This window comes from Variovorax sp. V116, assembly GCF_041154435.1.
GTDB classification, from domain to species: Bacteria; Pseudomonadota; Gammaproteobacteria; order Burkholderiales; family Burkholderiaceae_C; genus Variovorax; species Variovorax paradoxus.
Genome location: NZ_AP028662.1, coordinates 1244942 through 1264099 on the forward strand (window position 1 = coordinate 1244942; position 19158 = coordinate 1264099).

Sequence of the window (19158 nt, forward strand, 5' to 3'; positions counted from 1 at the left end):
TGCATTCACGCTATATGCAGACATGCAACGAGCTCCAACAACCTTTCGCGCAGTATGGATGGGCGTAGCTATGCAGGTTCACTGCTCTCGTCGACATCGTGGTCGACCAACAGCAGGTGAACTTGCCCGTCCTGACACGGATGCCGGTCGCCACACCGCTCAACGCGTAAAACCATGGTGCGCCTGCCGACGCAGCGCTACGACGATGGACGGTCGAGCCCAGGCTCAGGCTCAACGTGGTTGTGCGTGATGAGACGCCTGAGCTTGGGGGTCAACCACAGCTCCGCGTCCTCCACGAATTCGTAGACGACCGGCACCAATACCAGAGAGAGCAGCGTGGAACTGATCAGGCCACCAATGACAGCCAATGCCATCGGTACCCGGAATTCCGAGCCTTCGCCAATGCCCAAGGCCGTGGGCAGCATGCCCGCCGCCATGGCGAAGGTGGTCATGACGATGGGGCGCGCGCGCTCCCGACAGGCCATCACCAGCGCCTCGTGCTGGCTCACGCCATCGCGCTCTGCCTCAATCGCGAACTCGACCAGAAGGATCGAATTCTTCGCCGCCAGCCCCATGAGCATCAGCAGGCCGATCATCGCGGGCAGGCCCAGTTCCGCGCCGCCCACCAGCAGGCCCAGGAATGCCCCAGCCAACGATAGCGGCAGCGCCGTAAGGATTGTCAGTGGTTTGAAGAAGCTGCGGAACAGCAGCACGAGCACGGCGTAAATCATGCCGATCCCCGCTGCCAGCGCCAGCGCGAAGCTGTTGAACAACTCGAGCTGACTTTCGCTCTGCCCGTAGGCCGGATTCCTAACACCAGGCGGCAGGCTTTTGAGCACAGGAAGATCCTTGATGCGGCTCATGGCTTGGCCGAGGGACACACCGACCAGCTCGGCCTCGACCATGGCACGGCGTTCGCGGTCATAGCGCTCAATGCGCGCTGCACCGGCCTGGAAGCCGACCTCAGCCACGGCCGACAGTGGTACGGTCGTCCCTGAGCTCGTGGGAACTCGCAAGGCCCCGATCACGCCTAAGTCACCGCGCGCAGCATTGTCCAGCCTCACGCGAACTGTCAAACGTTCAGTACCGGCATTGAACTTCGCGGAGTTCGCATCGATGTCGCCGATAGTGGCCACACGGGCGATTGTCGCCACGCTCTCGGGCGTCACTCCCAGGCGCGCCGCCTCGGCCTGCTTCAGGCGGATAACCAGTTCGATGCCGGGACGAGGCGTTACCTCGTGCACGTTAGCAAGTTCGGGCAAGCTGCGCATCTGCAACGCGAGCGACTGCGCGGCCTGATCGAGTGCCAACCCGTCCTCGCTCGACAGCAGGACCTGGACCAGGGTACTGCCGCCCTGCCCTCCGGGCCCAAAGCTCAGGCGTACGTCCGGAATTGAGAGCAACAGTGGACGGATGTCGGCCTGGAACGCCTGCGTGGTCACCTCGCGATCTGCGCGCAGCAGCACTGTCACCGTGCTGGCACCGGTGGCGCCGGTGGCGAGGGTTCCGAAAACGGTTTGGACGTCCTTGCGTTTTCGGAGTTCGCGGGTAAGGCGATCCGTGGCAGCCTGGATGTCGTCGAGTGTCGCGCCCGGCGCGGCCTCCATCGAAATCTGCACGATGCCGTTGTCGCTGGGCGGTGCGAAGCCCGTGGACAACAGGCCCGCCAGGAAAAGTGATCCAACGAAAGTGGCCACCCCTATCGATAAAGAAATCCATCGGTGGTCCAGCGCCCAATCCAGCGATTGGCGGTACCAGCCATGAAACGGTTTGGGTGCCCGGATCTGCGATTGCGGCGCCAGAAAATAGGCACACATCAGCGGCGTCAGCATGCGCGCCACGACAAGCGAAGAGAGTACGGAAACTGCGACCGTGATGCCGAACTCGTAAAAGAACTGGCCTACGTAACCGCCCAGAAAAGATACTGGCAGAAATACCACGACGATCGACAGCGTGGTAGCCGTCACGGCGAGCCCAATAGCGTCGGAGCCCTTGAAGGCTGCTTGGAAAGGCGTCTCGCCGGCATGGATACGCTTCTGGATATTCTCGATCTCGACGATGGCATCGTCCACAAGGATGCCGATCACCAGCGTCAGCGCGAGCAGCGTGATCATGTTGAGGCTGAAACCCAGCAGCGACATGACCGCGAAGGTAGGCACGAGCGAAATGGGCATCGCGACCGCCGCAATGGCCGTGGCACGCCAGTCGCGCAGGAACACGAGCACCACGAGGGCGGCAAGGAACATGCCCTCGATCAACGTATGAACCGTTGCTTGGAAGCTCTGGCGAGTGTTCTCGGCCGATGAAATGATCCGAGTGAAGAGGATGCCGGATTTCTGGCCAGCCAGCTTGGCGACCGCCGCGATGGTTGACCTTTCCACAGCCACGTCGGAAGCCGAGTTGGTCTTCATCACCTGGAACCCGACAACAGGCACGCCGTCAAGCAGCGCGAGATCGGTCCGCTCGGCGCCACCGCTGCCAACTTCGGCCAGATCGGCCAGTCGCACTGTCCGTCCATCTCCGGTCGGGATGACGAGTTGGCGCAGGCTCTCGACACTCTGCGCGGCGTTGAGCACACGGACAGTTTGCTGGTTGCCGCCGACCTGTGCGACACCACCGCCGATGTCGGTGCTGAAGCCACGCAGCGCATTGTTGACCTGCGGTGCGGTCAGGCCCAAGGCCTCGACCCGGGCGGGGTCCAGGGTCACGTTGATCTCGCGTGTGACACCTCCGATCCGCGCGACCTTTGCAACACCCTTGGCTCCGATCACCTGACGCGTCACCGTGTCATCAATGAACCGGCTGAGTTCGACATCCGACATGGAAGGCGCCGACACGGCATAGGTCAAAACGGGCAGTGAATCGATGTCGAATCGCCGCACCACCGGCTCTTCGATGCCAAGTGGAAGTGTCGCCCTGACGCTGTCGATGGCGGATCGAACCTCGTCGGTAGCCTTCTGCGGGTCCGCACCGACGGCGAACTCGACAGTGGTCGCGGACAGCCCCAGAGACACCGTGGAGCTGACGTGGTCCACATTGGCGATGTTGGACACTGCCCCTTCGATCTCGCGTGTGACCTGCTTCTCGACCTCCGATGGTGCCGCACCAGCCAGCGTCACGGCGACCTGCACGATCGGGAACGACACGTCAGGAAAGAGCTTGATGGGCAATGCCGCGTAGCCGGCCAAACCGGCAACAAGCAGCGCAAAGAACAGCACGCTGATCGGAATGGGGTTCTTGATGGACCAAGCGGAGATACCGAACTTCATGTCACTTCTCCGGAGTCCCCGTGAGTGTTGCCGATGACTCGGCAATCTCGGTCTTCACTTGGTCGCCGTCGAGCAGAAACGCACCGCCGGCCAAGGCCACTTGAGTGCCAACCGGTGGGCCTTCCACCAACTCCACCAGCCCACCGGATCGCTCGCCGGTCTTCACAGGGATTCTGCGAGCGCGGCTGTCGGCACCGATCACCGTGACCAGAGGACCACTCGCCTCGAACTGCACAGCCTTCTCGGGTACCACAGCCACCGGCACGGACCGGCCCATGAAGGTCGCGCGGGCGAAGCCCCCCACGCGCAGCACGCGATCGGCAGGTAGCGACACCCGCACGCGCCCCAGTTTGGTCTGGGGGTCGATGCGAGGGCCGATCAAGCGAACGACGCCGTCGAGTTCTTTCCCGTCGGCAAGGGTTACTTTCACTGGCTGGCGTTCAGCGATGCGCAGGATGGATGCCTCAGGCAACTCGGCCTCGAGCTCGAAAAGGTTGTCGCGAGCGACCCTGAACATGGGCTCTCCACCTGACAACGAACCTGGGCGTGCAGTGCGCTCGATGACCATACCCGACACCGGCGCACGCACGATCATCTGCCCGACCTGGGCCTCGAGTTCGCGCAGCTGAGCCTGTGCAACGCGCGCCTGGCTTCGGCGCTTGCCGATATCCTCGTCGGACATCACGCCCGTGCCGTCGAGGCCTTCGACGCGGTCGGCCTCGCTTTTGGCGTTGTCCGCCTGCGCTTGCGCCTGAATAAGCCGTTCGCGCAGCAAGGTGTCGTCCAACACGGCCAGGGGTTGCCCGGCCTTCACCCGAGCCCCCTCCTCCACGAAGACACGCAGCACGCGCACGCCGGCTTGCTCTACGCCGACTGCGGCCTCTTCGCGAGCCACCAACAGTCCGGAAGCGGTTGTCGTGCTGCCGAATGCGACACGCGCGACGTGCGTGACGCTGACGACTCGAGCCGGATCGACGACGCGTTGCACCGGCGCTTCCTTGGAGCATGCGCCCAGGAACGCGGCAGCGCCGACTGCGAGTGTGGAGACAAATCGTCTGGTCATGATGAAGAGCGAGAAGGTGAAGTCGAGGGCGACCATCCGCCGCCCAGGGCCTTGAAGGTCTGCACGGATTGAAGGAGTCTGTCCAGCCTAGCTGTCGTCAATGCCGAGCGCGTCGCGCGCCACGCAGCCTCGGCGTCCAGCAGGGTCTGCAGATCGCCCAGGCCACGCCGATAGCGGATATGCGTCGCGTCAAAGGCGCGCCGGGCACGAACCTCACCAGCGTTCAGGATCTCGACGCGCCGTTGCGCGGCGCGCAGGCGCACAAACGCGCGGTCCGCCTCTGCGAAGGCCGTCTGCACCGCCGTCTCATAGCGAATCAGCGCCTGATCGACACGAGCACCCTGCAGATCGAGCGCAGCTCGAAGGCGCGGCCGATCGAGCACCGGAATGTCAAGGCCTAGGCCGAGCGTCCAGAAGGAAAGGGAGGTGTTGATGCTGCCGCGCTGCTGCGACAGCCCGAGCGATGGATGAAGTGTCAGCGTCGGAAAGAAGTCGAGCTCGGCCAATCTGACGGAGGCACTGGCGCTGTCGATGCGCGCCCGCGCCTCGCGCACGTCGGGACGGCGGCGCAGCAAATCGCCGGGTACCGCGTCGGGCATGGCCGGGGGCTCCTCCAAGGTGTCGCCCAGTTGCAAGTCGTCGACTGGCAGCAGCCCACGGCCCGTTAGCACCAGCAGTGCACGCCGTGCGGCATACAGATCGGCCTCGAGCGCCATTCGTTGGGCCCGGCTGCGCGCCAGCTCCGCACCAACGCGGTCGGCGTCCGATCCGGCGGCCAAACCGCGTTCGAAGCGCCGTTCGATGAGTTCTAGCAGTTCGCCCTGGATGCGTTCGTTCGCACGCGCATCCTCTAGTTGCACCGTCAAGCCCCGCGCTTCGAACAACGTCTGCGCGACCTGCGCGGCCAACGAGGACCGCGAGGCTTCATATGCGAACCGGGCGGCCGCCAGATCCGCGTCGGCTGCATCACGTGCCGCTGAACGGCGCCCGAATAGATCGATCTCCCAGCTGATTGGCAACGCGAGGTTCCGCGCCTGTGCGACGGGCGGCGAGGGGTCGTCGCCAAGGCTGCGACTCTGGGTTCTTTCGGCGCTTGCCTGCACCCGCCCTTGTGGATCGTAGGCCGTCAAAGCCTGGGCGCGGACGGCCCGCGCCTCATCCAGGCGCGCAAGCGCAAGCCTGGCATCCGTACCGCCCTCCAACGCGCGCTCCACCAGCAACTGCAGTTGCGCGTCACCATAGCTGGTCCACCAAGTGTCGGGTTCTGCCGCGGACAGAAACCCGCTGCTGCCGGCGGCCGAGTAGACCGCAGGCAGCAACAGATCCGGCATGGCCAGGTGTTTGCCGGTGGCGCAACCGAGTAGCCCGATTGCCAACAGCACGGTCGGCACGAGCCGCAGGACCATGATCGTCGGTGAAACTCGACGGCAGGGCGGAACTGTCACGCAATGAGTTGGAACTCTGTAGCGTCTTTTCACGTCGTCACCCGAGTGCGTGAAGTGGAAGAGTGACCAGCGACGCAACCGCGACAAAATGACAAGCGGTGCCGACCATGACAAAGCCGTGCCAAAGCGAATGCATACCGGGAACGCGGGACATCAGGTAGAACGGCGTACCCGCCGTGTAGGCAACCCCACCTGCCACGATCCAGGCGATGGTGAATGGCGAAAAGCGATCGAGACACGCCTCTGCGGCGACGACACCGACCCATCCCAAGGCAAGGTAAATTGCCGCGGACATCCAACGGCCACCCGGAGGCCGAAGGAGCTTCAGGACCATTCCGATCAGTGCTGCCGGCCATATGATCGCAAGCAGAAAAATGCCCCAGGCGCCACCCAACGCCACCGCGAACGGCGTGTACGTTCCCGCGATCAACAGATAGATCGCACAGTGGTCGAGGGTCCGAAGCATCGACTTGCGAGCCGCGCTCGTGCTGCAGTGATAGGCCACCGAAGCCGCATACGTCGCCAACACCGCACCGACGAACGCGCTCGCAGAAAGCATCAGGGCGGCGGAGTCAAGGGCGCGACTCCGGACAATGAGCCAACACCCGAGCGCGACGAAAATTACCAAGCCGCCTGCGTGTGTCGTCACATTCATGCGTTCGTCGGGCGATACCGCGCTGATCCGTCGCGACAGCCTCATCGGCCGACCATCTGCACCAGGAATACTGCAAGTCGCATCGGATCGGGCGCGGCCCGCGCTGACGCCTCCGGCACGCGCCGCGCGGGCAGTCTCAGATTGGCTGGTTGGGTGCATCATCTTCACCTACTCAAGGAAAGCAACCCTGCGCATCTACGGCGCAGGGTCGTGGGCGTAGAAGCCCGCACGCCCTGTCTTCTTCAGGGATTGATGGCGGGGTTGAGAAACCGGCGGTTTGGTGAGGTAGTCCATCGGCGCCGCGGTCGAGGCCCGCAACTCGATCAGACACCTCACTGCGTGCGCTGAGCACGATGACAAGGATGCAGGGATGAGTCGCTCGAATTTCCGGGAATCAGCATCAGCAGCGTTCGATCAGGCAGCGCTAAACCTGTGCTTTCCGGTATGCATGGCTCCCCTGGGCTTAAAGCAGGTTCGACATTCATGCGACGATGAAACGCTCCCGAACAAGCGCCTCGCCGATGGATGCAGGCGATTCCGCCTCATCTTCGATCAGTAAAATTTTCATGAAAGACGTCTCGCTAGCAATGGGTGGCCATTACATCTGCCGAACATTGCGGCAACGTTGCGCGTCAGCGAATCGATCGCGACAAGCGTCCAGCAAATAGACGTGAAATCTGAAAAATCCGTGCGAGGGCTTCCAAGTTAAAAATGGGGCACTCGCCCAATCCATGTTGGAGCGTCAACACCAGGTTTGATCGCACCGATGCACACGAGGTCATAAAGAAGCTCGGATCGGGGAAATTCCAACGCTGCCAAACGTTGCCCAATCTTTGGCCGCGCACCTACCAGGCGGCACCGGTAAACGGACACGTGCTCCGACTAAGGCTGAAGCGCAGCTGGAACCGCAGCATCGCCAATGTTCGCTACCGAGGTGAATGCATCTGGCATTTCAACCGGAAATCCCTCCAAAGCACTTGCTACGCCGAGGTTGGCAGTTTGCGTTTGGCCCTGGCGATATCGGAGGAGAATGCGGCTTCGTTGAATAGCCATGGTTCTGGTGGCAGGTTCGCCGTGAACGAAGACGGTGGCGACGCCGTGAACTCATTGGCGATGGCATCAATTAGTTCATCGGGTGCCCCCTCCAGGTTGTCGAAGAGCGCATAGTCGTTGACCAGATCAGCAAACTTTTTGCCTTCCGGTGTAAGGCAGTTGTAGAGAATAAAAACCAACTCGATCCAGGAGAGTTGCGCGCGCACAAGCGCGACGTAGTGCCACTTCTGAACATCGTCGAGTTCAGAGGCGTCGATCCACCGCAGAAGACGGTAGAGAGTGCGGAACACCGCATCCAGCTCCGATCGATGCGTACGGATGACTTCTTTGTAGCCCCAGAGCGCGATGATGAAAACCTTGGAGAAGTTGTCCTTTTCTTGGGCGTCGCCGGTTGCGGATGCCCTGCGCATCTCCCCAAGATGGATCTTCGCTTCCTCTTCGTCGAGAGCCCCAAGGCCTTCGGCCCGTTGATGCTTCTGCATCGCAACCACGCTCGAGAAGCGCTGCTCGTACATGGTTGTCAAGGCTTGGCGTCCTTCGCCGCCAAGTCTGCTTTTCGTGGCAGAAAGAAGCGAGTGATAGTTGGCCAGCCAAGAGAACAGCGACTGCTCGAATCCCTGAAGCACCGCGCTTCGATGGGCACGCCGCATTTCTTCAAGTGAGGCCTGCAGCTCTTTTCTCTGCAGCATGAGCGTCAGGAAGATCAACGTCACCGTGGCGATTCCGACGAGCGGGTTGATGAGCCCGCCGACGTAATCTCCGAACGCTCCCCAATCGGCTGGATCCCCGGACATTTTGTGCCCGCCAAAAGCATGAAAGTACACCAACAGGACGACGAGTGCGGCGAGGATGGCTGCAACCACGGGTGCGTCGGAGGATTCCTGCGCCTCGGCCCAACGGATCGATGAGTAGTCGTTGAGACGGACCTTGGCCGCCTTCGTGGCCCGTTCGGTGTCTACCAGCGACCCTGTCTTGGTCTGGATCGGCAGTTCGAAGTCTGTCCACAGCGTGCAGCCCAGAAAGCGGACGCCGGCGATCACGGCCTCGCCGGGTGCCAGGAGATGCACGTTGCACGACCTCGCGGTGAGCGCCATTTCCTTGAGCGAGGTCTGGAGGACACCTTCGTAGAACTCATGGTTGCCGGGCACGAACACGATGGGGGCTGTCTCCCCAAAGTTCCCCGCCCGCCGGGCCCAGCGCATGGCCTTGGAACCGGGGACGAAGATGTCCCCGGCAAGGATCACTGCGTCGTAGTCGACCTTCGGGTCCCGAACTCGAGGTGCAGGTCCGAAAGGATGAGCAGTTTCACGTCGGTAGGCTCATTTTTTTAGCAGCGCATTCAGGGCATCAGGATCGAGAGCTTGGCGTTCCACGCCTCGCCATCGGACCTGGAGGGCACGGCGACGCGGATCGTCGGGCGGTCGAAGTCACTGGTCTCGAAGAGAAAGTGCACGTGCTGAAAGCGAAACACCGGATTCCCGGGATATTCGGTCCACTTGAGCCGCCAGGTCTGGAAGTATTCGAAGTCGACCGTGTGGGCTTTCTTTCCGCGACTGACGATGCAGGCCTTGCGGGCATCCGGATCGAACAGGATGCAGGTTCCATCCCAATCGCCCAGCATGCGGTGAGGGTCGACGGGGAAGAAGGTTGCGCCAGATGCCTGGCCTTGTGCTCGAAGCAACTGCTCGCGCCCGGTCTGGATCGAGCGCGGGGATGCGATCCAGACCCAGTAGAAGAGAACCAAGACGACGGCGAGGGCCAGCAGGAGCGGGATTTCCATGCTCAGTTGACCGGCCAGATCTGATGCCGAATGCTGAATGAAGTGCGCATGTCGTAGTGTGTGAACTGCGCTCCGCTCTCATCTTCGAGGACCAGAAGTTCGACTTGATCGGCGTCGGCGCTGGTCGCCGACCAGATCTTCCGAATGTCTCGAATTTGCCAGCGATCGGGATCGCTCTCCATCGGCGCCAGATACTGAACGTGCCGCAGCGACTGCGGCCCCACGCTCTCGAAGAGATCGAGGAAATCGCTCTCATAGATCAGCAAAGCCCGCTCCGAGACCTCAAGGTCGTCCTCTTGTACCACCCAGGTCGGAAAGAAAAAGGGGATCGACAAGTTCAGTTGGACCGTCCTCCAGCACCTTGCACCAGGCCCGGCGAGCATGGAAGAGATCCTTTCCTCATGTGAATCCATCGTCAGAAACATAAAAATGAATCCTATAGGTTGTAGCCCTATGGGATTCTAAATGACGCAATAGAGGGGATGAAATCTGCGGCGCATCGTCCCCCTCAATCCGACTTTGGACGCGCGTTGCGCGTGGCCCGCAGAGCCAAGGGATTGCCGCAGGAGTCGTTCGACCAGGTGTCGAGCCGTACCTACATCTCTGCGTTGGAACGAGGATTGAAGCAGCCCACCGTCGCAAAGGTTGACGAACTGGCTGCAGTCCTGGGCGTTCACCCGCTAACACTTTTGGCACTGTCCTATCTGCACCAGCCCACGGCAGCATCCGTGCAAAGGCTTACTGCTCATCTGATCAAAGAAATCGGCGATTTGGATCTAGTGACGCAATGAGAGGCTCCGATTTCAGCCAGGGGCTTCCGCGGTTGGCGCCAACAGATATAGGCTGTTGCTCTTCCGATTGATCGGCGCGCGCCACGACGCTTGAGGCGCGTGAGTTGATGGGCCTACTCTCGGCCAAACAACAGCAAGAAATCCTCCTCCCATCCGGCAAGTCGTTGATTCCTCGGCGGAAATTTTTGGCCAAGCCGAAGGCCAAAGAGCAACTCTGGGTCAAAGTTTGTTCATTTGATCGCAATCGAGGTGGTCTGACGCTGCCCCTTTCCTTGCGAGCAGTCAGGGGGTCCACGTAGAGGCCGGCCAACTTTTAGCGAAGTTTTTGGCAACCCTTCGTGTAAGTCACAGTGGCAGAGCACCGTCTCGATAAGGCGGGGGCCGATGGATCGTTCCCATCTGCGGCTACCAGTTCAATGGTGCGCGTAGCTCAATGGCAGAGCCGCTGGTTGTGGTCCAGCTGACGACGGTTCGATCCCGTTCGTGCACCCCATCTCTTCACAAACTGCCGCCAGACCTCAGGTCACACGCGCGTCGCGGGTATAGCTCAGAGGCAGAGCAACCGGCTTTTAACCGGTAGGCCGAGATTTCGAAATTCTCTGCCCGCACCACAGGCGAGTCCAACAATCGCTCGGCCATGAAAGGAGGCCTTCACCATGAAACCCCAAGTACTTCAGCTGGATGTCCAGGGCACGCCTCAAGCATGGATTTCGCTCGAGCAGGCAGCATCCCACTACGCCACTGGTGCTGTCGTCTGGGAAGACGGCGCAGGCCCATTGGCCACGATGCGTGGCGGCTTCAATGTGGCGCGCGGCGTGCAGTCCCGGCTCGAGATTTCACCGATCATCGCTCTCAAAGGCTGTGCAAAGGTCAACTTGTTCGAGCACACGCCCGCCTTCAACCGGCGCAAGCTCTTTGTCCGAGATCGCTTCATCTGCGCGTACTGCGCCCAGCGATTCCGCGAGCAGGACCTGACGTGCGAGCACATCGTTCCCGAGAGCCGCGGCGGTACCTGGGACTGGATGAATCTGGTGGCCGCTTGCCGCGCGTGCAACTCCGAAAAAGCGGACCGGACGCCGGAGGAAGCCGGCATGAAGCTGGTCTATCTTCCGTATGTTCCCAGCAGGTGGGAAGACTTCCTCCTGGAGGGACGGAATGTGCGAGCCGACGTGCACGAGTGGCTGGCGAGTCGGCTTCCGAAAGGCTCCAGGCTCAACTGAAAGACGAAGGGGCGCTTCCGCAAGGGGCGCCCCTTTTTCCGTTGGAGGGTCGGCCAGCACGGCGCGGGCTGCGCACTCGAGTCGTCCGTAGCATCAGCGCGCAAGCCGCGTGAACACGTAGTCGTGGTTCTTCACCAGCGCCTGGTGGCAGGCGAAGCAGGTCTGGTGCTGCGCCAGGTCCGCGGGCTTGCCGTCGACGAAGCGGCCGAATCCCCATCCGCCCGTGGCCGCGAATTTTTTCGAGTCCTTCACCATCACCTGCACGGTGGTCGCTGCGCCTGGGATCGACGCAGGCGCGAATTCCGGCGACTGCACATGCTTCCATGCCAGCTTGGTGAGGATGGTTCCGTCGGGGAAGGGCAGCGTGCCCTGGTCGTAGGCCTGGATTGCCTTGGCATTGCCGAGCACCACGCGCAGTTCGTTCAATGGCTCCGCCTCGATTGCCGGCGCAATCAGCTGCCACTGACGGTAGCCCTTGGGAAGGGTGACGCCGTACAAGGGCGAGGCATCCGAAGTCTTCGCGTCCTCCTCCGCAGCGCTGGAGGTTGCGGCGAAGACGCCGGCCGCTGCCGCGAGCGCAAGCAGGCCGAAGCCGGTGAGCTTTGCCAGCGTGCCTTGGCATGAAGACGGGCGCGCATGGCGCGTTGTGTGGTTTCGATTCATGAGGTAGTGGACCTTGTGCGTTGGAAATTGCCGCCGGGCGTGAAGGCTCCGCGGCGCCTGAACGCGTGGATTTTTCAGCGCCCCTGCCGCTTGCAAACGGGGTTCCGTATGCCTGTGTATCTGCACGGCCGGACGCCCACACTACGTTTCATCTGCGAGGCATCCGTGTATTTGTTCATGTCGCCCTGCCGGGCCGACACAGTGGCATACAGACATCTGCAGTGCACGTGGAGGCGGGCCCTATAAACGCGGCCGTGCTTTGCCCCGCCGCGCTCGTCACGGGTTGCAAAAGGCGATCACTCTTCATTGCCCTTCACTTCAACCGCAGGAAAAACCAAATGAAAAATCTCAGCCGCCGCTTCGCCCGCACCCTGGCCGCCGTGGGCCTCATGGCATTGGCTGGCGCCTTCACGTTCAATGCTTCGGCACAGACCCCAAGCACTGCACAGCAAGCCAAGCCCACCATCGTGCTCGTGCACGGTGCCTTCGCGGAATCGTCGAGCTGGGATGGCGTCATCCGCAAGCTCGAGGCAAAGCACTATCCGGTGATCGCCGCCGCCAACCCGCTGCGCGGCGTCAAGTCCGATGCGGCCGAAGTCGCGAGCATCGTCGATGCGGTCAAGGGACCGGTGGTGCTGGTGGGCCATTCCTATGGCGGCTCCGTGATCTCCAGCGCCGCCACCGGCAAGAGCAACGTGAAGGCGCTTGTCTTCGTCGCCGCCTTTGCGCCTGAAGCCGGAGAGTCGGCGGCCGATCTTGCGGGCAAGTTTCCCGGCAGCACGCTCGGGCCCGCGCTGGCACCGCCGGTCGCACTGGCCGATGGCGGCAAGGACCTGTACATCCTGAAGAACAGGTTCCACGACCAGTTCGCGGCCGACGTTCCGGCCGCGGCCGCGCGCCTGATGGCCGCGACCCAGCGCCCCATCGCCGAGTCGGCGCTCGGCGAGCCGGCGGGCGCTCCCGCGTGGAAGACGGTGCCTTCGTGGTTCGTCTACGGCGACGCCGACAAGAACATTCCGCCCGCGGCGCAGGCCTTCATGGCAGCGCGTGCCAAGTCGGTGAAGACGGTGGTCGTCAAGGGCGCCTCGCACGTGGTGATGACGTCCAAGCCCGACGTGGTCGCGAAGCTCATCGTCGAAGCCGCCAGCCGATAGAGGACTTGCTTCCGCGCACGGTCCTTCGGCAGCACGCGGCCAGGCGCCGCGTCGCACAGATTCCCATTCACCAGCACAAGGCAAACGACCATGACAGATTCCGATGCATCCAGCCGCCGCGCGGCGTTCCACCCCACCCTCACGCGCCGCGGTGCGCTGGTGGCAACGGCGGGCCTTCTTGCAGGTTCGGCGGCCACGACCTTTGCGGCCGCGACCTTTGCGGCGACGCCTGCCGACAAAAGCGCCGCAGCGCAAGGCGACGCGATACGGCCCTTCCGCATCGATGTTCCCGAGAATGCAATCGCCGATCTGCGGCGGCGCCTCAGGGCCACGCGCTGGCCCGACCGCGAGACGGTCGGCGATACATCGCAAGGCGTTCAGCTGGCCAGGCTGCAGGCGCTGGTCCGCTACTGGGAAACCGGCTATGACTGGCGCAAGCTCGAGGCCAGGCTCAATGCACTGCCGCAGTTCATCACCACGATCGACGGCGTCGACATCCAGTTCATCCACGTGCGCTCCCGCCATCCGGACGCGTTGCCGCTGGTGCTGACGCATGGCTGGCCGGGCTCGATGCTGGAGTTCCTGAAAACAATCGGGCCCCTGACCGACCCGACCGCCTTCGCAGGCAGTGCCGCCGACGCGTTCCATGTCGTGATCCCGTCCATCCCCGGCCACGGCTTCTCCGGCAAGCCCAGGGAGACCGGCTGGGGCCCCGAGCGCGTGGGCCGCGCGTGGGACACGCTGATGAAGCGGCTGGGCTACACGCACTACGTGTCCCAGGGTGGAGACCACGGCTCGGTCATTTCGGATGCAATGGCACGCCAGGCACCGCAAGGCCTGCGGGGCATCCACCTGAACATGCCCGCCACCGTGCCCGCGGAACTGGTCAAGCCCATCAACAACGGGGATCCCGCGCCGGCCGGGCTGTCGGCGCCCGAGCGCGCGGCGTTCAACACGCTCAGCGCCTTCTTCAAGACCGGCGCCGCCTACGGCGCCATGATGGTGACGCGCCCACAGACGATCGGCTACCCGCTGGCCGACTCGCCGGCTGGCCTGGCCGGGTGGATCTACGAGAAGTTCGCGCAGTGGACCGACAGCGGCGGCGAACCCGAGCGCGTGCTCGGCCGGGACGAGATGCTCGACGACATCACTCTCTACTGGCTCACCGACACGGCCGCTTCCTCCTCGAGGTTCTATTGGGAGAACAACAACAACAATTTCAGCGCGGCGGCGCAGAAGACGCAGGACATCTCGATTCCGGTGGCCATCACCGTGTTCCCGGGCGAGATCTACCGCGCGCCCAGGAGCTGGGCCGAGCGCGCCTATCGAACGCTCTACTACTTCAACGAAGCCGGCAAGGGCGGCCACTTTGCCGCCTGGGAACAGCCGCAGCTGTTCAGCGAGGAACTGCGCGCGGCGTTCCGGCCGCTGCGCCAGCCCGCCTGAGCGCGCTCGTTGCGCGACGGCACCGAACCCCGCTGCTAGGTCTGGCCGCCCTCGACCGGCAGCGGCGCCGTCTGCACGTTGTTGCGGCCGGCCCGCTTGGCGCGGTAGAGCATCTCGTCCGCTTGCTTCACCAGTGCGGCCGAGGTTGCGGCGCCGCCCTGGTAGAACGCCAGGCCGATGCTCGCGGTCACGTTGATCGTGCGCTGCGGCTCGACGGTGAACGGCGTCTGCATGGCCAGCACGAGCTTCGTGGCGGCGGCGACCGCAATGTCGGCATGGGGCAGCCCCTCCATGATCACCGTGAACTCGTCGCCGCCCAGGCGCGCGCGCACGTCGCTGGAACGCAGCCCCTGCGACAGCCGGCCCGAGAAGGCCTTCAGCAGCTCGTCGCCCGTCTGGTGCCCGAACTGGTCGTTGATCTGCTTGAAGCCGTCGATGTCCAGGTACATCAGCGCCATCAGGGCTCCCGCGCTGCGGCTGCGGTCCATGGCTTCGCCCAGCCGCGCCTCGAAGCCCGCGCGGTTGGCCAGGCCGGTGAGCGGGTCGATCTGCGCCAGGCCCACCAGGCGCTTCTCCTCGAGCTTCTGCCGCGTGATGTCGGTGATCACGGCGTGGAAGCCGACGATGGTGTCGGCATTGGCCGCGGGCTGCGGGATGTACTGGGCCTCGTAGCAGTTGTAGCTGTCGCTCTGGCTGACTTCGCTCTGGAAGGTGACGACCTCGCCGGCCAGCGCGGCGCGGATGTGCGGCTTCACGGATTCGTAGGCCGGCTCGCCCAGCAGCTCCTGCACGGTATGGCCCTGGATCTGGTCGCGCGAGAGGCCGAACTCGCGTTCGTAGGCCAGGTTGTTGAAGCGGTAGCGCTCGTCGGCATCGATGTAGGCCACGCGCATCGGCAGCGCATCGGCCACGGTGCGCAGGCGGGCTTCGCTTTCCTGCAGCGCTTCCTCGGCCTCGTGATGCGCGGTGATGTCGCTGTCCAGCGTGTAGAGGCCCACCACCTCGCCCGCTTCGTTGCGCTCCGGCACCAGCGTGGCCTGGATGTCGCGGCGCCCGCCGGCCCCTGTCACGCGCCGCTCGTAGGTGACCTGGCGTCCGCCCAGGGCCGCTCGGATGTACGGCTCCATCTGCGCCCATGCCTCCTCGCCGTAGAACTCGCGCAGGCTGCGGCCGAGCAGCTGCTGCGGCTCGATGCCGAACCAGTCCTGGTAGGCCTTGTTGACGAAACGGAAGCGCAGCTCGCGGTCCAGGTAGGAGATCAGCGCCGGCAGGTGGTCCGTCACCATGCGAAGGCGCTGCTCGCTCTCGCGCAGCGCCTGCTCCGCGGCCTTGGCCGCAGAGATGTCGCGCATCAGCCCCGAGAAATATTCGAGCTTGCCGTGCTTGTCGCGATGCGCGATCACCATGTGGCTGACCGGGAACGGCTGCTTCTGCGCATCCCACACCACCGACTCGCCCACCCAGACGCCGGTGGCGACCGCGGTGGGCACCACCTCCGACCTGAACCGCTCCAGCGTCTGCGGCGGATTGAAGTCGGACACCTTCAGCGTCTCGATCGGGGCATCGAGGTCCACGCCGGTGCGGCGGCGCGCGGCGGGGTTCATGTAGATGAGCCGCCCCTTCGCATCGTTCTGGATGATGAAGTCGGTCGTCATGTCGAAGATGGCCGTCAGCGTGCGAAGGGCCCGCTCGGCGCGTGTGCGCTCGGTGATGTCGGTCACCGTTCCGACATGGCCCATGACGCGGCCCGCAGCCAGCACGGGCCGGCTCCGCAAGGCCACCAGCACCTGCGTGCCGTCCCTGCGGTGCAGCCGGCGCGTGGCGTTCAGCGGCTCGGCGGCGCTCACGATGCGGACCCAGTCCTGGCGGACCTTCTCGCGGATCTCCTCGCGCACCAGCGTGAGCCAGCCCTCCTGCGCCTCTTCGCGCGCCAGTCCGTGGATCGCCAGGTATTCGTCGTTCACGTAGGTCATGCGTCCTTCGCTGTCGCAGCGGAACAGTCCCACGGGCGATGCATCGGTCACCGCGGCCACCTCGAGCCGCTGCTCGCGCAGCTCGCCCATCAGCGCGTCGAACTCGCGCGCCAGGTCGCCGCGCTCGTCGTTGGCGACGACGTCGAGCCTGACCTGGCTGTCCGGCGATTGGCGCAGCGTGCGGATCGCGTTGCTCAGTGCCTCCAGCGGACGCATGACCCAGGCCGTGCCCAGCCACACCAGCAGCGCGCAGCCCAGGCCGAGCCACAGCAGCTGCAGCAGCAGGTTGCGCCGTGCCTGCTCCAGCGGCGCGTAGGCGGCGCGGGCCGGCACCACGAGGCGAAGATCCCAGTTGGCGCTGCGCACGGTGGCGTGCGTGGCGAGGTCGTTCTCGGGACCGCCGGCAACGGCCGCCGTGCTGGCCGCGGCAGGCTCGAGCAGCCGCTTCGCATCGGGATGCATGACGATCCGCGGCGACTCGCCGCGCGTCACGATCTCGTAGTGGCCGCCGCGGCCGATGGTGGCGCGGCTCAGGTCGCCGAGCACGTTGGCGCGCTGCAGGTCCAGCGCCGCGCCCAGCACGCCGGCCAGGCGCCCATCCGGTGCCTCGACAGGCACGGCCATGACCACCGCGGGCTGCCGGCCGCCCTTGGTGAGCAGCGGCGCCGAGATGGCGGGCTCGCGCCGGTCGCGCACCTGCTTGAAGTAGTCGCGGTCGGCCACGTTCGGCGGCTGGGCCGCGGCGGGATGGATCGCGACGATGGCGCCGTCCGGCGTGGCCAGCGCGGCGTTGTCGAACATCGCGCGCAGGTCCTTGTCCGCAAGAAAGCGCTGCTGCGCCGCCGGGTCCGCAAAGCCTTCCGCGCCGAGTTCGCGCGCCGCACGCGACAGCGCGGCCAGGTGAACGCCCAGCTTGTAGTCGAGGTCCGCCGCGGCGCTGTCGGTGAGCGCCTGTTGCTGCTCGCGCATCAGGCCGACGTATTCGCTGGAGAGGCTTCGGTACTGCCACCAGCCCGTTGCACCCACCAGGGCGAGCACGAGCAAGGTGATGAGCAAGGCTGTCTTCGTTCTCAGCTTGAGCCGCACTGGGTTTCCTTCGCTGGGCACGACGTCCCGGTCGTTCGGGACTGCGTTTTCCGATGATAGCAACGGGCTGCGCTGTGTCCCCTGCGGAACAGCTGACGTGCACGCGGCCGGCGCGTCGCTTGCGGGACGGTCTCCCGCATCCTGCAATGTTCAAATCTTCCGCATGCGAGCGGTCTGGCCGGGTTGCTCGCCACCCAAGAAAGGACGCTCCCCATGTTTGCCGAACCCTCCGCGAAAACCCGCGAGCTGCTCGAACGCCTCAACAAGTTCTTCGACCAGCACATCTATCCCAACGAAGCGCGCTACCACCACGAGATGGACGCCTTCCGCCGCCAGGGCAACGCCTGGCAGGTGTCGCCGCTGATTGAAGAGCTGAAGCCCGTGGCGCGCGCGGCCGGCCTGTGGAACATGTTCCTGCCGCATCCGCACCGCGACGTGCCGGCCATCTCCAATCTCGACTACGCGCCGCTGTGCGAGGTGATGGGCCGCGTGTCTTGGTCGGGCGAGGTGTTCAACTGCTCGGCGCCCGACACCGGCAACATGGAAACCATCGAGCGCTACGGCACCGAGGCGCAGAAGGACGAATGGCTCGCGCCGCTGCTCGCGGGCGAGATCCGCTCGGGCTTCCTGATGACCGAGCCGGCCGTTGCCTCCTCGGACGCCACCAACATCCAGTGCACGATCCGCCGCGAGGGCGACGAGTACGTGATCAACGGCCGCAAGTGGTTCTCTTCGGGCGCGGGCAGCCCGCGCTGCAAGATCTTCATCGTGATGGGCAAGACCGACCCCGATGCGCCGCGCCATGCGCAGCAGTCGATGGTGCTGGTGCCGCGCGACACCAAAGGCATCACGGTGCTGCGCCATCTTTCGGTGTTCGGCTACGACGATGCACCGCACGGCCACATGGAAGTGCTGCTGGAGAACGTGCGCGTTCCCGCATCGAACATCCTGCTGGGCGAAGGGCGCGGCTTCGAGATTGCGCAGGGGCGGCTCGGCCCGGGGCGCATCCACCATTGCATGCGCTCCATCGGCGCCGCCGAGCGTGCGCTCGAACTGATGTGCAATCGCCTCCGCAGCCGCGTGGCCTTCGGCCGTCCGCTCGCGGAGCAGTCGATCTGGCACGAACGCATCGCGGAGTCGCGCTGCCTGATCGACCAGGCCCGCCTGCTCACGCTCAATGCGGCCCACAAGATGGACACCGTGGGCAACAAGGAAGCGCGCGCCGAGATCGCGATGATCAAGGTGGTGGCGCCCAACATGTCGTGCAAGGTGGTCGACTGGGCGATCCAGGCGCACGGCGCCGCCGGCGTGAGCCAGGACTTCTGGCTCGCCGAGGCCTATGCGCACCAGCGCACGGTGCGCATCGTCGACGGGCCCGACGAAGTGCACCGCAACGCGATTGCCAAGCTGGAACTGGCCAAGCGCGCGGCACCGGCGCGCGCCTGATCCCGCCGGGGCGAAGCACCCCGGCTCAATCGAGCCTGGCGCCCACCGCCTTGGCAGCGAGCCCCAGCGTTCCGGCTCCGCGCCCCCGGGTTTGTCCCGACGATGCAGGAACGC

Annotated in this window: 14 protein-coding genes and 2 tRNA genes; 7 read left to right on the top strand and 9 right to left on the bottom strand. The window is 64.4% G+C overall.

Translation table 11 applies throughout. From position 1 onward, the window contains the following. Nucleotides 1-197: 197 nt before the first annotated feature. The 7 genes from ACAM58_RS31910 to ACAM58_RS31940 all read right to left on the bottom strand — a co-directional run bounded on the left by ACAM58_RS31910 (nt 198) and on the right by ACAM58_RS31940 (nt 9690). Nucleotides 198-3269, bottom strand: a complete 3072-nt coding sequence (locus ACAM58_RS31910) for an efflux RND transporter permease subunit (RefSeq protein WP_369664733.1) — start codon at nt 3267-3269, stop codon at nt 198-200. 1 nt (nt 3270) lies between these two features. Next, nucleotides 3271-4368, bottom strand: a complete 1098-nt coding sequence (locus ACAM58_RS31915; protein WP_307596955.1) for an efflux RND transporter periplasmic adaptor subunit — start codon at nt 4366-4368, stop codon at nt 3271-3273. Continuing rightward, nucleotides 4329-5738: an efflux transporter outer membrane subunit gene (locus tag ACAM58_RS31920; RefSeq protein ID WP_369664734.1), complete on the bottom strand. Its 1410-nt coding sequence runs from the start codon at nt 5736-5738 to the stop codon at nt 4329-4331. The genes ACAM58_RS31915 and ACAM58_RS31920 overlap by 40 nt, the downstream gene beginning before the upstream one ends. Nucleotides 5739-5814: 76 nt before the next feature. Next, nucleotides 5815-6432 (bottom strand): hemolysin III family protein, encoded by a 618-nt coding sequence (locus tag ACAM58_RS31925; RefSeq protein ID WP_369664735.1) that lies wholly within the window; start codon nt 6430-6432, stop codon nt 5815-5817. A gap of 980 nt (nt 6433-7412) precedes the next feature. Further along, on the bottom strand, nt 7413-8639 hold the full coding sequence (locus tag ACAM58_RS31930; protein WP_369665090.1) for a putative phage abortive infection protein: 1227 nt from the start codon (nt 8637-8639) through the stop codon (nt 7413-7415). A gap of 185 nt (nt 8640-8824) precedes the next feature. Beyond that, nucleotides 8825-9265 (bottom strand): hypothetical protein, encoded by a 441-nt coding sequence (locus ACAM58_RS31935; RefSeq protein ID WP_369664736.1) that lies wholly within the window; start codon nt 9263-9265, stop codon nt 8825-8827. Between the two features lie 2 nt (nt 9266-9267). Continuing rightward, nucleotides 9268-9690: a hypothetical protein gene (locus tag ACAM58_RS31940; RefSeq protein WP_369664737.1), complete on the bottom strand. Its 423-nt coding sequence runs from the start codon at nt 9688-9690 to the stop codon at nt 9268-9270. Between the two features lie 57 nt (nt 9691-9747). Between ACAM58_RS31940 and ACAM58_RS31945 the strand changes: the two genes are divergently transcribed. From ACAM58_RS31945 to ACAM58_RS31960, 4 genes are all read left to right on the top strand, one after another. Continuing rightward, complete coding sequence (locus ACAM58_RS31945) at nt 9748-10056, top strand: helix-turn-helix domain-containing protein (protein WP_369664738.1); 309 nt, start codon at nt 9748-9750, stop codon at nt 10054-10056. 419 nt (nt 10057-10475) lie between these two features. Next, nucleotides 10476-10549: transfer RNA gene (locus ACAM58_RS31950), tRNA-His, on the top strand. A gap of 43 nt (nt 10550-10592) precedes the next feature. Beyond that, nucleotides 10593-10667, top strand: a tRNA-Lys gene (locus ACAM58_RS31955). A 45-nt stretch (nt 10668-10712) separates the two neighbouring features. Next, entirely contained in the window at nt 10713-11276 is a 564-nt protein-coding gene (locus ACAM58_RS31960) for an HNH endonuclease (protein ID WP_062365228.1), read from the top strand. A 93-nt stretch (nt 11277-11369) separates the two neighbouring features. Here the strand turns inward: ACAM58_RS31960 and ACAM58_RS31965 are convergent, their stop codons facing one another. Further along, nucleotides 11370-11939, bottom strand: a complete 570-nt coding sequence (locus tag ACAM58_RS31965; protein WP_369664739.1) for a cytochrome P460 family protein — start codon at nt 11937-11939, stop codon at nt 11370-11372. A 338-nt stretch (nt 11940-12277) separates the two neighbouring features. On the opposite strand from ACAM58_RS31965, the gene ACAM58_RS31970 reads away from it, so the two are divergent. Both ACAM58_RS31970 and ACAM58_RS31975 read left to right on the top strand, forming a co-directional pair. After that, complete coding sequence (locus ACAM58_RS31970) at nt 12278-13093, top strand: alpha/beta fold hydrolase (protein WP_369664740.1); 816 nt, start codon at nt 12278-12280, stop codon at nt 13091-13093. A gap of 90 nt (nt 13094-13183) precedes the next feature. After that, the gene (locus ACAM58_RS31975) at nt 13184-14539 is read left to right on the top strand and encodes an epoxide hydrolase family protein (protein WP_369664741.1); all 1356 of its coding nucleotides are present in this window, start codon (nt 13184-13186) and stop codon (nt 14537-14539) included. Between the two features lie 35 nt (nt 14540-14574). Here the strand turns inward: ACAM58_RS31975 and ACAM58_RS31980 are convergent, their stop codons facing one another. Further along, complete coding sequence (locus tag ACAM58_RS31980; protein ID WP_369664742.1) at nt 14575-17568, bottom strand: PAS domain S-box protein; 2994 nt, start codon at nt 17566-17568, stop codon at nt 14575-14577. A gap of 243 nt (nt 17569-17811) precedes the next feature. Between ACAM58_RS31980 and ACAM58_RS31985 the strand changes: the two genes are divergently transcribed. After that, a complete protein-coding gene (locus ACAM58_RS31985; protein ID WP_369664743.1) occupies nt 17812-19044 on the top strand; it encodes an acyl-CoA dehydrogenase family protein in 1233 nt (410 codons plus the stop codon). Nucleotides 19045-19158 lie beyond the last annotated feature (114 nt).